Source organism: Acidovorax sp. GW821-FHT10E03 (assembly GCF_059415205.1).
This window is the reverse complement of sequence record NZ_JBWKMU010000012.1, coordinates 202,660-218,106: the sequence shown is the minus strand read 5'-3', so window position 1 is coordinate 218,106 and position 15,447 is coordinate 202,660. Positions and strand designations below refer to the sequence as shown.

The window sequence follows — 15,447 nt, the reverse complement described above, 5'->3', positions numbered from 1 at the left end:
TCGCGTACGGGCTTTTTTTTCAGACTGCTGGGACGCTCATGCAAGCCAACCACCCCGACTTCATGGTTTTCACCGGCAATGCCAATCCTGGCATGGCAGCTGAAATCGCCCAACACCTCGGCACCACCCTCGGTGCAGCCGACGTGGGTCGCTTCTCCGACGGCGAAGTCACCGTAGAAATCAAACAGAACGTGCGTGCACGGGATGTTTTCGTGGTGCAGTCCACCTGCGCGCCGACCAACGAAAACCTGATGGAACTGCTGATCATGGTCGATGCGCTCAAGCGCGCGTCGGCAGAGCGGATCAGCGCCGTGATCCCCTACTTCGGCTATGCCCGCCAGGATCGCCGCCCGCGTTCCACGCGCGTGCCGATCACCGCCAAGGTGGTGGCCAACATGCTGCAGGCCGTGGGCGTTGCCCGGGTTCTGACCATGGACCTGCATGCCGACCAGATCCAGGGTTTCTTCGATATCCCCGTGGACAACATCTACGCATCGCCCGTGCTGCTGGGTGACCTGCGCCAGAAGAACTACGAAGACCTGATCGTGGTTTCGCCCGACGTGGGTGGCGTCGTGCGGGCGCGTGCGCTCGCCAAGCAGCTCAACTGCGACCTGGCCATCATCGACAAGCGCCGCCCCAAGGCCAACGTGTCGGAAGTCATGCACGTGATCGGCGAGATCGAAGGCCGCAACTGCGTGATCATGGACGACATGATCGATACCGCCGGCACGCTGGTGAAGGCGGCCGAAGTGCTCAAGGAGCGTGGCGCCAAGAAGGTGTACGCCTACTGCACGCACCCCATTTTTTCGGGTCCTGCCATCGAACGCATCGCCAAGGGTTCCGCCCTCGACGAAGTGGTGGTGACCAACACCATCCCCTTGAGCGACAACGCCCGGGGATGCACCAAGATTCGCCAGCTCTCCGTGGCACCGCTGATCGCAGAGACGATACAGCGCATTGCCAAGGGTGAGTCGGTGATGAGTCTGTTCTCGGACCAGGACAACCTGTTCTGACGCGCTTCCCACGGGAGCGTTGCGGACCGGATTGCGTGCAGGCCTCCTTCGGGAGGCTTGCCTGTTCGAGGGCATTGCATGGGCCTGCCGCCAGGAATGGCACCGCAGGCTTTTTTCAACAGGGCAAGACTGGTCGCGGTCTGTCCTTTTCAGGAGCTAGTTATGAACTTCGTCGCTTTTGAGCGCGCCAAGCAAGGTACGGGTGCGAGCCGCCGTCTGCGCAATTCGGGCAAGACGCCTGGCATCGTCTACGGTGGCACCACCGAACCCCAACTCATCGAGGTGGACCACAACGCACTGTGGCACGCCCTCAAGAAGGAAGCTTTCCACTCCAGCGTGCTGGACATGGAAGTGGCCGGCACGACCTCCAAGGTCCTGCTGCGCGACGTGCAATACCACCCCTACAAGCAGCTCGTCCTGCACATCGACTTCCAGCGCGTGGACGAAAAGACCAAGCTGCACATGAAGGTGCCACTGCACTACAGCGGCGCTGAAGAGTCCAACGCCGTCAAGGTCGACAAGTGCATGGTCAACCCGATCGTGAACGAACTGGACGTGACCTGCATGCCTTCGGACCTGCCAGAGTTCATCGCTGTGGACCTGTCCAAGCTGGAAAAGGGCGCATCCCTGCACCTGAAGGACATCAAGCTGCCCAAGGGCGTGGTGGCCAAGGTCCGTGGTGGCCAGAACAACAACCCCGTTCTGGTGTCCGTGGTGCCTCCAGTCGTGGTCGTCGAGACCCCTGCCGAAGCAGCCCCCGCGGCCGACGCCAAGGGCAAGGGCAAGGGCAAGAAGTAATCAGCCGTCCTTCACGGACGACCCTTTGCTTCTTCCCCAAGGCCAGCGCGCTCCGGCGACGCTGGCCACCGAAACGGCCCACCCTGCGTGGGCCGTTTTCATTGGAAGACGCGGCCCGGCGGGCCCCGTCCCGCTGCCGGGCAAACCCCTCTTCCCCGGCGGAGCCGCTCCGCACCCCTTGCAGTTCGCACCACCGCCGCACACGGATAATCCTGCCCATGATCAAGCTGTTTGTAGGCCTTGGAAACCCCGGGCCAGACTACGAGGCCACCCGCCACAACGCCGGTTTCTGGTGGATCGATGCCCTGGCGCGCGAGCTCAAGGCCACGCTGGTGCCCGAGCGCAGCTACCACGGGCTGGTCGCGCGCACCACGGTGCATGGACAGAGCGTGTGGCTGCTGGAGCCGCAGACCTTCATGAACCTCTCGGGCAAGTCCGTCGCTTCGCTGGCGCGCTTCTTCAAGATCCAGCCCGAAGAAATCCTGGTGGTGCATGACGAACTGGACATTCCGCCCGGCCAGGTCAAGCTCAAGCGCGGCGGAAGCCATGCCGGGCACAACGGGCTGCGCGACATCCACGGCCAGCTGGGCTCGCCCGACTACTGGCGCCTGCGCGTGGGCATCGGCCATCCGGGCGTGAAAAGTGAAGTCGCCAACTGGGTGCTCAAGAAACCCTCGCCCGACCAGCGCACGCTGATCGAGGACAGCATCGCCCATTCCCTGAAGGCCTACCCGGCCATGCTGGCGGGGGAGATGGACAAGGCCACCTTGCTCATCCACACCACCAAGCCGCCACGCCCCAAGCCACCCCGCCCCGCGGAAGACTGACCCCCTGGCGGCGTGGCCCTGCCCACAGGGCATGGCAGTCATTGCTATTTATTTCATAGCAATCTACGCCTAATACACAAGCGCTTACCGCCTCCAAGGCTTGAAATCAGGCCGGCGGCGCAGCCTGCAGCCGCTGGAATTTCTGCCACAGGGTTTCCCGGTTCTCCACGTGCTGCGGGTTCACGGGGATGCACGCGACGGGGCAGACCTGCACACACTGGGGCTCATCGAAGTGCCCCACGCATTCGGTGCATTTGCTCGGGTCGATCTCGTAGATCTCCTGCCCCAGGTAGATCGCCTGGTTGGGGCATTCGGGCTCGCAGACATCGCAGTTGATGCACTCGTCGGTGATCATCAGCGCCATACGGCCTCCCTGGGCATGGAGCCGGAAGCAGGGGCCAGAAGGTACGCAGCGCAGTTCATGCTCCGTATTATCCCGCGATGGTGGCATGTGCCTTGCATGCGACACTGCAACCCACCACCGCCGACGGGGATGTTTTTACCGTTATGCTGTGTATACACATTAATTTGACGCACTCGCGCCTTCCTCCTTTTTCCTGACGCCACCCTCCCATGGGCCTGTTTTTCCTCAAGCGATTCATCACCCTCCTGGCCACGCTGATCGGTGCTTCGGTCGTGGTGTTCCTGGTGCTAGAGATCCTGCCGGGCAACGCCGCCCAGATCCTGATGGGCCCCGACGCCTCTCCCGATGCCGTGGCCGCGCTGGCGGCCAAGCTGGGGCTGGATCAGCCCGCCGGCCTGCGCTACTGGAACTGGGTCAGCGGCCTGGTGGTGGGCAACATGGGCGACAGCTATGCCTACAGCTCCCCGGTTCTTAATCTGGTGCTGGAGCGCCTGGCCCTGACCGTGCCGCTGGCCCTCATGGCCATGGTCATCACCACGGTGCTGGCGCTCGCGGCGGGTGTCTACGCCGCCGCGCGCCACAACAAGCTCGGCGACGTGGGCGTGATGGGGCTGGCGCAGATCGGCATCGCCATTCCCAACTTCTGGTTCGCCATCCTGCTGATCCTGCTGTTCTCCGTGAAGCTGCAATGGTTTTCCGCCGGCGGCTTCCCCGGCTGGACGGAGGACGCCGGCGGCGGCCCGCTGGAAGCTCTCAAGGCGCTGCTGCTGCCGGCCATCGCGCTGGCCGTGGTGCAGGCGGCCATCCTCGCGCGCATCACGCGCTCGGCCGTGCTGGAGGTGCTGCGCGAGGACTTCGTGCGCACCGCGCGCGCCAAGGGCCTGTCGCAGCGCGCCGCGCTCTGGGGCCACGTGCTGCGCAACGCCATGATCCCCGTGGTCACCGTCATGGGCCTGCAGTTCGCCAACCTGCTGGCCGGCACCATCGTGGTGGAGAACGTGTTCTACCTGCCAGGCCTGGGGCGCCTGATCTTCCAGTCGATTTCCAACCGCGACCTGATCGTGGTGCGCAACTGCGTGATGCTGCTCGCGGCCATGGTGGTGATCGTGAACTTCGTGGTGGACATCCTCTACGCCGTGATCGACCCCCGCGTGAAGGCTTCCGACATCTGATTCCCATGAGCGCCGCCGTGTCCACCCCCTCCTCTTCCACGCCCTCCGCCCCCGGCTGGCTGCACCGCGCCCTGCGCCACCGCAGTTTTGTCATTGGTGCTGTGTTGTCAGCGCTGCTGATCCTTGCTGCGCTGCTCTCCTTCGTCTGGACGCCCTGGTCGCCCTACGAGATGGACTTGGCCAACAAGCTGGCGAGTCCATCCGGCACCCACTGGCTGGGCACCGACGCCTTCGGGCGCGATGTCGCGTCGCTGCTGCTGGTGGGCGCGCGCAACTCCATCCTGGTGGGCGTGATCGCCGTGGGCATCGGCCTGACCATCGGCACGGCCCTGGGCCTGCTGGCCGCCGCCAAGCGCGGCTGGGTGGAAGAACTGATCATGCGGCTGGCGGACTTCACGTTCGCGTTCCCCGCCATCCTCTCGGCCATCATGATGACGGCGGTGTTCGGGGCGGGCATCGTCAATTCCATCATCGCCATCGGCATCTTCAACATCCCCACCTTCGCGCGCGTCACGCGCGCCTCGGCCAACGCCGTGTGGTCGCGCGAATACATCATGGCCTCGCGCGCCTGCGGCAAGGGCGGCTGGCGCATCACCCTCGAGCACGTGCTGCCCAACATCCTGTCGGTGCTCATCGTGCAGGCCACCATCCAGTTCGCCATCGCCATCCTGGCGGAAGCCGCCCTCTCCTACCTGGGCCTGGGCACGCAGCCACCCCAGCCTTCGTGGGGCCGCATGCTCAGCGAGGCACAGACCCTGATGTTCCAGGCGCCGCTGCTGGCCGTGTGGCCCGGCGTTGCCATCGCGCTGGCCGTGCTGGGCCTGAACCTGCTGGGCGACGGCCTGCGCGACCTGCTGGACCCCCGCCTTTCACGCAAGCGCTGATCCCGCCAAGCAGACCACCAGAATCCCACGATGTCTCTGTTAGAAGTCTCCAACCTCCGCATCCGCCTGCAGACCCACCGAGGCCCCGCCGACGCCGTGCGCGGCGTAAGCTTTTCGCTGGCGCGCGGAGAAACCCTGGGCCTGATCGGCGAGTCGGGCTGCGGCAAGTCCATCACCGCCATGTCGCTCATGGGCCTGCTGCCCGACAGCGCGCAGGTCACGGGCAGCATCCGCTTTGATGGCCAGGAGCTGGTGGGCCGCACCGATGCGCAGATGTGCAAGATGCGCGGCAACCGCATCGGCATGGTGTTCCAGGAGCCCATGACAGCCCTGAACCCCGTGCACACCATTGGCCGCCAGGTGGCCGAGCCCTTGCGTCTGCACCGTGGCATGAGCGCTTCGGCCGCGCGCGCGGAGGCCCTGGCGCTGCTCGACCGCGTGGGCATCCCCCACGCCGCGCAGCGCTTCGATGCCTACCCCCACCAGTTCTCGGGCGGCCAGCGCCAGCGCATCACCATTGCGATGGCCTTGGCCTGCGGGCCCGACCTGCTGATTGCCGACGAGCCCACCACCGCGCTGGACGTGACCATCCAGCAGCAGATCCTGGACCTCATCAGCGACCTCGTGGCCGAGCGCAACATGGCGCTGATCCTCATCTCGCACGACCTCGGCGTGATCTCGCAGAACGTGGACCGCATGATGGTGATGTATGGCGGCAGCGTGGTCGAGAGCGGCTCCACCGCTTCGGTCTTCTCCGCCATGGCCCACCCCTACACACGCGGACTGTTCGCGGCACGGCCCCATCTGGGCGCCGTGCATGCACCTGGCCAGCGCCCGCGCCTGTCCACCATCCCCGGCACCGTGCCGGAGCTCGTGGACCTGCCGGCCGGCTGCCCGTTCGCCGGGCGCTGCAGCTACACCGTGGATGCCTGCCACCACGATCGGCCCGAAGCCACGCTGGTGGCCACCGATGCCGATGGCGACCATGAGGTGCGCTGCCTGCGCCGCGAGGCCATCGCCGAGGCCCAGAGTGCCCAGGCGGTGAACATTGTCGAGGTGACCGCATGACCCCCCTGGCGTCCCTTTCCAACGCCCCCCTGCTGCAGGTGAAAGACCTGGTGCGTGAATACACGCTGCCGCGGGAACATCTGTTCCAGCCCCCGGGGAAGGTGCATGCACTCAACGGCGTGAGCTTTTCGGTGGCTGCAGGCCGCAGCCTGGGCATCGTCGGCGAATCGGGCTCGGGCAAATCCACCCTGGCCCGCCTGGTGATGGCGCTGGACACGCCGACCTCCGGCACCGTCGAGCTGCAGGGCCGCAACCTGCACCAGTTGCCCGCAGAGCAGCTGCGCCACGCGCGGCGCGACTTCCAGATGGTCTTCCAGGACCCCTACGGCTCGCTCGATCCGCGCCAGACGGTGGAGCGCATCGTGACCGAGCCCCTGCAGGCCCAGGGTGAAACCAGCCGCGCCGCCCAGCGCGAGCAGGCCGGCCAGGTGCTGGCCCAGGTGGGCCTGCGCACCAACGACCTCTCCAAGTACCCGCACGAATTCTCGGGCGGGCAGCGCCAGCGCATCGCCATCGCGCGCGCGCTCATCACGCGCCCGCGCCTCATCGTCGCCGACGAGCCCGTGAGCGCGCTCGACGTGTCCGTGCAGGCCCAGGTGCTGAACCTCATGCAGGACCTGCAGCAGGAGTTCGGCATCACGTACATGCTCATCAGCCACGACCTGGCGGTGGTCAACCATCTGTGCGATGAAGTCGTGGTGCTGTACCAGGGCCGCATCGTCGAACGCGGCTCGCCGGCTGAACTGTTCCGCAACGCGCAGCACCCCTACACCCAGTCGCTGGTGGGCGCCGTGCCGCAGGTGCAGCCCGGCCGGGCGCGCGCACGCCGCGCCGCGGCGGCCGCTGCCACGGCCACCGCAAAAACCGCATAACCAAATGCGCACGCGATGGTGTAAAAAGCTTTTGTGCTCCCCGGTAACAAATTGAAATGACACCGGGGCTTTCGTCTGGTTTTTTTGTCTGGAGAGTCCGAACATGCTGAACCGCCGTACCGTCCTAGCCACTGGCGCCATCGCCGCCGTGCCCCTGTCCACCTCGCTCGGCGCCCTGGCGCAGGGCCGCAAAGACGCCGTGGTGCTGGCCATGACGCTCGAACCCCCGGGCCTGGACCCCACGGCCGGCGCCGCATCGGCCATCGCCGAGATCGTGCAGTACAACATCTTCGAGACGCTCACCAAGATCAACGCCGACGGCAGCGTGTCGCCGCTGCTGGCCGAGAGCTGGGAGGTCTCGCCCGACCTCAAGACCTACACCTTCAAGCTGCGCCGGGGCGTGAAGTTCCAGAACGGCGAGCCCTTCAACGCGGCCGTGGTGAAGTTCTCGTACGACCGCGCCGGCGGCGAAAAGAGCACCAACAAGGACAAGCGCACCTTCGCCAACCTCACCACGCAGGTGGTGGACGACTACACCGTCGTGCTGCTCAACAAGGACATCGACCCCGACCTGCTGTTCGTGCTGGGCCAGGCCACCTCCATCATCGTGGAGCCCAAGAGCGCCGACACCAACGCGAACAAGCCCGTGGGCACCGGCCCCTACCAGCTGCAGGCCTGGAACAAGGGTTCCTCCGTGGTGCTGACGGCCTGGGAGGGCTTTCGCGATGCCAAGGCGCTCAAGATCAAGCGCGCCACGTTCCGCTTCATCTCCGACCCCGCCGCCCAGGTGGCCGCCCTGCTGGCCGGCGACGTGGATGCGTTCCCGCGCGTCACGCCCCGCAGCGTGCCGCAGTTCAAGGGCAACCCCAAGTTCCAGGTGGTGGTGAGCGGCTCGCGCGCCAAGACCATCCTGGCGATCAACAACGGCAAGAAGCCGCTGGACGACGTGCGCGTGCGCCGCGCCATCGCCGCCGCCGTGGACCGCAAGGCCGTGATCGAAGGTGCGGGCGACGGCTATGGCGCGCCCATCGGCAGCCACTACGTGCCCGGCGCGTTCGGCTACGTGGACACCACGGGCGTGAACCCCTACGACCCCGAGAAGGCCAAGAAGCTGCTGGCCGAGGCCGGCATCAAGACACCGCTGGAGCTGACCCTGACGCTGCCGCCCACGCCCTACGCCCGCCAGGGCGGCGAGGTGGTCGCCGCCCAGCTGGCCAAGGTCGGCATCATCGCCAAGATCCAGAACGTGGAATGGGCGCAGTGGCTGTCCGGCACCTACGGCAGCAAGAACTACGACCTGACCATCATCTCGCACGTGGAACCGTTCGACCTGGGCAACTTCGCCAAGCCCGACTACTACTGGGCCTACAACTCGCCCAAGTTCAACGAGCTGTTCAACCAGATCAAGAACGCCGCGCGCCCCGCTGACCGCGCACGCCTGCTGGGCGACGCGCAGCGCCTGCTGGCCAACGATGCGGTGCACGCGTTCCTGTACTCCAACCAGTGGATCACGGTGGCCAACAAGAACCTCAAGGGCCTGTGGAAAGACATGCCCGTGTTCGTGAACGACATCTCCACGCTGTCCTGGAGTTGATGAGACACCCCCCTGAGGCCCTGCGGGCCTTCCCCCCGCTCTCACATCGCTGCGCGATGTGGGCAGGGGGACGCAGCCCTCGCTGCGGGGCGGCCCTTGCTCGGCTGCCCGCGCCTGGGCCGTGCCCTTTTCAGAGGCTGTGGGTGGCGCGCCGAGCAATGAATAGCTGAAACGCTCGGGAGCAGATAGCTCCTGAAACAATAGCTGCTAGCGCTTTATCCATAAGCGTTATCAGCCTTTTTTATCAAAAATCTCTCTACCATGACCGCCCTGCACGACCTGCCCGCCCACGACCTCCTGGCCGCCTACCGCGCGCGCCGCCTCTCGCCCGTCGAGGTCACGCAGGCCGTGCTGGCCCACATCGGGCGCTGGGAGCCCCACATAAAGGCGACCTACCTGCTGCGGCCCGAGGCCGCCCTGGCGCAGGCCCGCGAATCGGAAGCGCGCTGGCTGCGTGGCGAGCCCAAGGGCGCGCTCGACGGCGTGCCCAGCACCATCAAGGAAAACATCTCGACGCAAGGCGACCCGACCCCCCTGGGCACCGCCGCTGTCGAACTCGTGCCCGCCGCCGCCGATGCGCCGCCCGCCGCCCGCATGCGCGAGGCCGGTGCCGTCATCGTGGCCAAGACCACCATGCCCGACTACGGCATGCTGTCCTCGGGCCTGTCGACCTTCCACCCACTGTCGCGCAACCCCTGGGACGTGAGCAAGGGCCCGGGCGGCTCCAGCGCCGGTGGCGGTGCCGCCGCTGCGGCGGGCTACGGGCCGCTGCACATCGGCACCGACATCGGCGGCTCGCTGCGCCTGCCCGCCAGCTGGTGCGGCATCTTCAGCCTGAAGCCCAGCCTGGGCCGCATCCCGATCGACCCGCCCTACACCGGCCGTGCCGCCGGCCCCATGACCCGCACGGTGGCCGACGCCGCGCTGATGATGCAGGTACTCAGCCAGCCGGACGCGCGCGACAGCATGAGCCTGCCAGCGCAGGACATCGCCTGGAGCCAGTTCAACAAGGGCGTGGAGCGCCTGCGCGGCCTGCGCATCGGCCTGCTGCTGGACGCGGGCTGCGGCCTGCCGGTGGAACCCGAAGTGAAGGCCGCCGTGGAACGCGCAGCCCGCCTGATGGAGGCCGCTGGCGCCACCATCGTGCCCATGCTGCCCTTCATGACCCAGGCCATGCTCGACGGCATGGACCACTTCTGGCGCATGCGCTCCCACATCGACCTGAAGGCCCTGCCCGCGCAGCAGCGCGACAAGGTGCTGCCCTATATCCGCACCTGGGCCGACAGCGCCGCCAGCATGAGCGGCACCGAGGTCTTCAACGCCAGCCACCAGTTCCACCTCACGCGCGTGAATACGGTCAAGGCCTGCAGCGCGTTCGACTACGTGATCTCGCCCGTGGCGCCGATGCCCGCCTTCCAGGCCGAACTGCCCTCGCCCACCAACGACCCGCTGCGCCCGCTCGAGCACATCGGCTTCACCGTGCCGTTCAACATGTCCGAACAGCCGGCGGCCTCGGTCAACTGCGGCTACACCGCCAGCGGCCTGCCCATCGGCCTGCAGATCGCCGGCGCGCGCTTCGACGACCTGGGCGTGCTGCAGGTGGCCCATGCGTTCGAGCTGATCCGCGAGCCGCAAAAGGCCTGGCCGCTGCCGCCTGCGGCTTAACCCCGAGGGCCCGGCGGGGTGGATGTTGGTAACCTAGGGGTTGGCAACACGCACGCCCCGCGTGCGGCGCCCCCTCCGGGCTGGCCTGCGCCCCGGGCCACCACGACACGCACCACTTCAACGAATCACCGCATGGACATCCTCATCCTGGCGATCCTCATCGCCACCGGCACCTTCATGCTCAACGCCAAGGAGCAGCGCAAGCGCATCGTGCTGCTGGGCAACCATCTGGCCCACTACCAGATCGAAAAGCTGATGGAAGCGCTCACAGACGGCTACCTGCGGGCCCTGGGTGAAAGCACCGACGAGCGCCGCAGCCAGATCTGGAGCCTGCTGAGCACCACCGAACAGCAGCTGAGCGAGCAGTTCAGCCGCTTCGCCGCGGACTTCGCCAAGGTGAGCGACGCCGACGCGCGGGTCAGCCGCCTCGCGATGGCCATCCCCTTCGCCGAGAAGATCCTGCCGGCGTTCACCTTCGACATGCGGCGGGCCCTGGCGATCCATGCACGCGGCATCACCCATGTGGTGCAGAACACCAGCCACCTGTCGCCCAAGGACCGGGCCTACATGATGACGGCGGAGCTGTTCCTGATGCAGCACACCTGCCACTGGTTCTGCAAGTCCAAGACCGTTGCCACGGCCCGCATGCTGGCGCGCCACCAGACGCCGCATGAGCAGCTGGTGGCCTCCGTATCGGCCGAGACACGCAAGGCCTATCTGACGCTGATCAAGGGCGGCTGAGCCCTGCCGCCCAACAATGCCCCCATGCCATCCACCGCCGCGCACGCACTGACCGACAGCCTGGGCAACGCCGCCACCCTGCGCGAGCCAGGCAGCGCGGCGGCGTTGAATGACTTCGTGGAAGGCTTCATCGCCTGCGAGGCCCGCGCGGTGAACGTGCTGCAGGCCGCCGGCGACCCCAGCGCCATCGTGCAGGCCTGCTGCGCGGCACTGCACATGTTCGCCGAATCGGCGCAGGCGCCGGGCAACGCACGCCCCTTCATCGACCGGGCGCTCGCCCACGCCCCTGCGGCGAGCGAGCGCGAACAGCGCTTCGTGGCCGCCGTCGCCGCCTGGGTTCACGGCGACCTGCCGCGCGCCATCGCGCTGCACGGGGAGCAGGCCCGCCTGTTTCCGCGCGACCTGGCCTCCCTCAAGCTCGGCCAATACCACTTGTTCAACCGCGGCGACTCCCCCGGCATGCTGCGCCTGGCGCTGCAGGCCCTGCCCGCGGCCGCCGACGTGCCCTACCTGCACGGCATGCTGGCCTTTGGCTGGGAGCAGTGCCACCGGCTCACCGAAGCGGAAGCCGCCGCGCGCCATGCGGTGCGCCTGTGCCGCAAGGAACCCTGGGCCCACCATGCCCTCGCACACGTGATGCTGACACAGGGGCGCATCGGCGAAGGCGCGGACTTCATGGCCGGCGTGAGCGACACCTGGACGGGGCTCAACTCCTTCATGGTCACGCACAACTGGTGGCACCAGGCACTCTTCCTGCTGGAGCAGGACCGGCACGCCGAGGTGCTGGCGCTGTACGACAGCCAGGTGTGGGGCGTGGTCAAGGAATACACGCAGGACCAGATCAACGCCGTCTCGCTGCTGGCGCGGCTGGAACTGGCGGGCGTGGATGTGGGCCACCGCTGGGCCGACGTGGCCGGCCACCTGGCACTGCGCCTGTCCGACCATGTACTGCCGTTCCTGGACCTGCAGTATCTTTACGGCCTGGCCCGCGCGGGCCGCACGGAGGCGGCACGCACGCTGCTGCGCAACATCGAGGCCCACGCCGCCACGCGCACCGAGGCACATGAACGCACCGTGTGGAAGCAGGTGTGCGAGCCCGCCGCGCGCGGCCTGCTGGCGCATGCGCAAGGCGACTGGGCCACGGCGGCGGAGCAGCTGGGCCTGGCATTGCCACGGCTGCTGGAGATCGGCGGCAGCCACGCGCAGCGGGATTTGTTCCACCAGATCTGGCTGGATGCGCTGCAGCGCAACGGGCAGTGGGCGGCGGTGCAGAACCTGCTGCAGCCGATGGCCAATGCGCAGCCGGAGTCGGTGCGGCTCGCGCGGCAGGTGGGGGTGGTCAATGGCGCCCTGGGGCTGCTGCTGCCACACCAGGGATAGCGGAGCCCGGCGATAGAAGCAGGCGCGGGCGCGGCCCGCCCTCCCCTGTGCCTGCCGCCAGGCTATCTCACCAGCAGCTTCGTCTGGTCATACACCGGCTGCGCCGGCAGGTCCGCCAGGTGCCGCACGTCGGCCCAGTCCAGCACCTCCACCACATCGCCATCCACCCGCACGCGGTTCAGGCCGGCGTTGGGGATGTCGCTCTGGCGCGGGCCGTCCAGGCCCGTGCCGCGGGCGGTGCGCCAGACCATGTCGAGCACGCCGCCGTGGGTCACAACCATGACTTTGCGGCCCTGGTACTGCTGCGCGATGCGGCGCACGGCGTCCATCACGCGGGTGTGGAACTGGCGCGTGGTCTCGCCGCCGGGCATGCCGTAGTCGGCTTCGAAGCGCAGCCACTGGGTCCAGGCATCGGCGTGTTCGATCTTGATGTCGTCCACGCGCTTGCCGTCCACCACGCCGAAGCTCTGCTCGCGCAGGCTGCTGTCGGTGAGGGTGTCGATGCGCAGTTCCGGGAACAGCACCTGCAGGCTGGGCGTGGCGGTCTGCTGCGTGCGGATGAGGTCGCTGCAGACCAGGTGGTCCACCACGATCTGTTCCGCGGCCAGGCGTTCGGCGAGGCGGCGGGCCTGTTCGTGGCCGGTGGCGTTGAGGGGCACATCCACGTGGCCCTGGAAGCGCAGTTCGCGGTTCCAGTCGGTCTCGCCGTGGCGGATCAGAATCAATTCAGTCATGCATGCCATTATCGAATGCATGCACATGATTGCAAGCACTTTTGACTGCTAGCGCTTATGCAACAAGCGCTGATAGCTATGTTTTTTATAACAGCAGCCTGTCCACCACCCACCGTGCGGCACGTCACCGCATGGGCACGATGAGCACTTTGCGGCGCGGCTGGCAGCCAGGGCCTTCGTAGGCGGCGCTGTCGCGCTGCCAGCCATGGCCCGGCGAGGCTTGCGCGCAGACGCGTGCGCCATCCACCATGCTGCGCCAGTAGTACCAGGGCGCGGGGGCGGCCTGTGCGGGCGGCATCAGCAGTGCCAGCAGGGCGAGGGCAAGCAGGGAGCGGGCGACAACCGGCATGGGGGTGGTGAAGATATCAGGCGTGGGTTCCGCCCATGCTACGCACCGTGCGCCGGACCGATGCCCGGAAAAGCGGCAATATCGGCGGCATCGGCGGTCACGATCCAGCCTTCGAGCGGGTCCAGCCCGGGCGGCAGGCCGTAGAGCGCGTCGCCCTCTGCATGGCGCTGCTGGGCCCAGGCGGCCTGCAGCAGGCACAGCACGGCGTCCAGGCTGTCGCCGCTCGCGTCGTCCACCAGCACATCGCGCTGCGCGTGGCTGAGCTTCAGGCGCAGGCCCAGCCGGGTCTGGCCCATCTCCAGCGCATTCACAAGGTCCTTGCGGGCAATGAGCCGGTCGGGCGTGTGCTTGGCGCGGTCGTCGCTCTTGTAGCTGCGCCGCTGCAGCACTTCGCGCGCCAGCAGCCCCGGGTAGGCTTCCAGCGCCACGCGGCGCGGGTCTCCGCCGTGCAGGCCCGGCAGATGGACACCGGCGTCCAGCAGCAGCGGCAAGCCCGCGTGCAGCATGTAGGCCACGGGCGGGTTCACCCATTTCATCGACGGGCTGGAGCGCGCGGGCCCGTCGGTGGCGCGGTGCGCGAACTTGCCGCCCTCGGGGCGTGCGTCGCAGAACGCGGCGAACTGGTCGCGGATCTGCGCGCGGCTGAGGCCGCGGTAGTGCTGCATGCAGGCGCGCCACTGCACCGGCCAGCCCAGCGCCCGCACCAGCTCGCGCGGCAGGCCGAAGGGCAGGTCGAAGCCGCCCACCCAATCGCCCGGCCGGGCGAGCCACTCGCCCAGCGCGGCCAGCGTGTCAAAGCGCTCCAGCGCGGCGAGCTGTACCCGCGCGCCCTGCCGCTGGCCCAGCGCCAGCACGACGGGCTTGCGCCGCGTGGGGCTGCTGGAGAAATCGCAGCCCAGCAGCAGGGGACGGATGGGCTCCGCCATGACGGCCTACCCCAGCGCCAGGGCGGTGACACCCGCGGCAATGCACAGCGCGCCAAAAATGCGCGCCACGCGGTCGCCCTCGCCCAGCAGGTGGCCGCCGATGAGCGCCGCGAACAGCATGGACACCTCGCGCGCGGGCGCCACGTGGGACATGGGCGCCTCGCGCATCGCGTACAGCACCAGCACGTAGGCCACGGGGCTCACCGCCGCCACCAGCAGCGCGAAGCGCCACTGCGCCAGCCACAGCGCACGGGCCGTGGGCAGGTCGCGCAGCACCACGGGCGCGAGCAAGCCCACGCGCACGAAGTTGCCCATGTAGTCCACCAGGATGGGGGACATCAGCAGGATCTTGACCGCATAGCCATCCACCACGGTGTAGCTGGCGATGAAGGCGCCCGTGAGCAGGCCGTAGAGCATGCCCTTGTGCACGCGCGCCCGGGCGGCAGGGTCGTGCGCGGCGCGCAGCAGGCCCGGGCCGCCCGCGATCAGGAACACCCCGCCCACCACGCCGGCGATGCCGGCCACGCCCAGCGCCGAGATGCGCTCGCCAAGGACCGTCACCGCCACCAGCGACGACAGCAGCGGCCCGGAACCGCGCGCCAGCGGGTAAACGACGGTGAGATCGGCCTTGCTGTAGCCGCGCAGCAGGATGACGAAGTAGCCCACGTGCAGCAGCCCGCTGGCCGCGACGAAGGCCCACTCCGTGGCCCCCCACAGCGGCACGGCATCGCGCCCCAGGTACCAGCCCAACGGCGCCCAGATGACCATCATGATCACCGAGGTGAAGAACGCGAACCGCGAATCGCCCCCGGCCTTCTTGGCCACGATGTTCCAGCACGCGTGGATGAGGCCGGCAAGGATGATGAGGGCGAAGGCGGTAAGAGTCACGGATGAGAAGAAGAGCGGCCTGAATGCAAAAAGCCGCAAAGCCGGGTGGGCTGCGGCCGAAACAACGAGGCCAGAGCATCAGCGAAAAGTGGGGTGACTTGTGTAGCGAGCGGTCTCAGCCTGGGTGGAGGAACGCAGCCGCAGTCCCGTGCGGCGAGTACCGCAGGCCCGG

At 67.7% G+C, this 15,447-nt stretch carries 16 protein-coding genes; 11 read left to right on the top strand and 5 right to left on the bottom strand.

Features of this window, described 5'->3' with window-relative positions:
• Positions 1-38 precede the first annotated feature (38 nt).
• The 3 genes from AC07OD_RS21495 to pth all read left to right on the top strand — a co-directional run bounded on the left by AC07OD_RS21495 (position 39) and on the right by pth (position 2,638).
• Positions 39-1,013: a ribose-phosphate pyrophosphokinase gene (locus AC07OD_RS21495; RefSeq protein ID WP_218293527.1), complete on the top strand. Its 975-nt coding sequence runs from the start codon at positions 39-41 to the stop codon at positions 1,011-1,013.
• Between the two features lie 162 nt (positions 1,014-1,175).
• A complete protein-coding gene (locus AC07OD_RS21490) occupies positions 1,176-1,811 on the top strand; it encodes a 50S ribosomal protein L25/general stress protein Ctc (RefSeq protein WP_218293526.1) in 636 nt (211 codons plus the stop codon).
• Between the two features lie 218 nt (positions 1,812-2,029).
• Positions 2,030-2,638 carry an aminoacyl-tRNA hydrolase gene (pth, locus tag AC07OD_RS21485; RefSeq protein ID WP_218293525.1) on the top strand — a complete coding sequence of 203 codons (609 nt, stop codon included), beginning with the start codon at positions 2,030-2,032 and terminating at the stop codon, positions 2,636-2,638.
• 106 nt (positions 2,639-2,744) lie between these two features.
• On the opposite strand, the gene AC07OD_RS21480 is transcribed toward pth, so the two are convergent.
• On the bottom strand, positions 2,745-3,002 hold the full coding sequence (locus AC07OD_RS21480) for a YfhL family 4Fe-4S dicluster ferredoxin (RefSeq protein WP_218293524.1): 258 nt from the start codon (positions 3,000-3,002) through the stop codon (positions 2,745-2,747).
• A 209-nt stretch (positions 3,003-3,211) separates the two neighbouring features.
• On the opposite strand from AC07OD_RS21480, the gene AC07OD_RS21475 reads away from it, so the two are divergent.
• From AC07OD_RS21475 to AC07OD_RS21440, 8 genes are all read left to right on the top strand, one after another.
• The gene (locus tag AC07OD_RS21475) at positions 3,212-4,174 is read left to right on the top strand and encodes an ABC transporter permease (RefSeq protein ID WP_494597963.1); all 963 of its coding nucleotides are present in this window, start codon (positions 3,212-3,214) and stop codon (positions 4,172-4,174) included.
• A 5-nt stretch (positions 4,175-4,179) separates the two neighbouring features.
• A complete protein-coding gene (locus AC07OD_RS21470; protein WP_218293522.1) occupies positions 4,180-5,058 on the top strand; it encodes an ABC transporter permease in 879 nt (292 codons plus the stop codon).
• A gap of 30 nt (positions 5,059-5,088) precedes the next feature.
• Entirely contained in the window at positions 5,089-6,126 is a 1,038-nt protein-coding gene (locus AC07OD_RS21465) for an ABC transporter ATP-binding protein (protein ID WP_218341524.1), read from the top strand.
• Positions 6,123-6,998, top strand: coding sequence for an ATP-binding cassette domain-containing protein (locus AC07OD_RS21460; RefSeq protein ID WP_218293520.1), 876 nt, complete (start codon positions 6,123-6,125; stop codon positions 6,996-6,998). The genes AC07OD_RS21465 and AC07OD_RS21460 overlap by 4 nt, the downstream gene beginning before the upstream one ends.
• A gap of 103 nt (positions 6,999-7,101) precedes the next feature.
• Positions 7,102-8,592 (top strand): ABC transporter substrate-binding protein, encoded by a 1,491-nt coding sequence (locus AC07OD_RS21455; RefSeq protein WP_494597962.1) that lies wholly within the window; start codon positions 7,102-7,104, stop codon positions 8,590-8,592.
• 261 nt (positions 8,593-8,853) lie between these two features.
• Entirely contained in the window at positions 8,854-10,257 is a 1,404-nt protein-coding gene (locus AC07OD_RS21450) for an amidase (protein WP_492254709.1), read from the top strand.
• 132 nt (positions 10,258-10,389) lie between these two features.
• Entirely contained in the window at positions 10,390-10,998 is a 609-nt protein-coding gene (locus AC07OD_RS21445; RefSeq protein WP_218293517.1) for a hypothetical protein, read from the top strand.
• 24 nt (positions 10,999-11,022) lie between these two features.
• Positions 11,023-12,378, top strand: coding sequence for a tetratricopeptide repeat protein (locus AC07OD_RS21440; RefSeq protein ID WP_494597961.1), 1,356 nt, complete (start codon positions 11,023-11,025; stop codon positions 12,376-12,378).
• Positions 12,379-12,440: 62 nt separating this feature from the next.
• Here the strand turns inward: AC07OD_RS21440 and AC07OD_RS21435 are convergent, their stop codons facing one another.
• The 4 genes from AC07OD_RS21435 to AC07OD_RS21420 all read right to left on the bottom strand — a co-directional run bounded on the left by AC07OD_RS21435 (position 12,441) and on the right by AC07OD_RS21420 (position 15,275).
• Positions 12,441-13,112, bottom strand: a complete 672-nt coding sequence (locus AC07OD_RS21435; RefSeq protein ID WP_494597960.1) for a histidine phosphatase family protein — start codon at positions 13,110-13,112, stop codon at positions 12,441-12,443.
• A gap of 124 nt (positions 13,113-13,236) precedes the next feature.
• A complete protein-coding gene (locus AC07OD_RS21430; protein ID WP_218293514.1) occupies positions 13,237-13,461 on the bottom strand; it encodes a hypothetical protein in 225 nt (74 codons plus the stop codon).
• Between the two features lie 38 nt (positions 13,462-13,499).
• On the bottom strand, positions 13,500-14,387 hold the full coding sequence (locus AC07OD_RS21425; RefSeq protein WP_494597959.1) for a DUF429 domain-containing protein: 888 nt from the start codon (positions 14,385-14,387) through the stop codon (positions 13,500-13,502).
• A gap of 6 nt (positions 14,388-14,393) precedes the next feature.
• A complete protein-coding gene (locus tag AC07OD_RS21420; RefSeq protein ID WP_218293512.1) occupies positions 14,394-15,275 on the bottom strand; it encodes an EamA family transporter in 882 nt (293 codons plus the stop codon).
• Between the last annotated feature and the right edge of the window lie 172 nt (positions 15,276-15,447).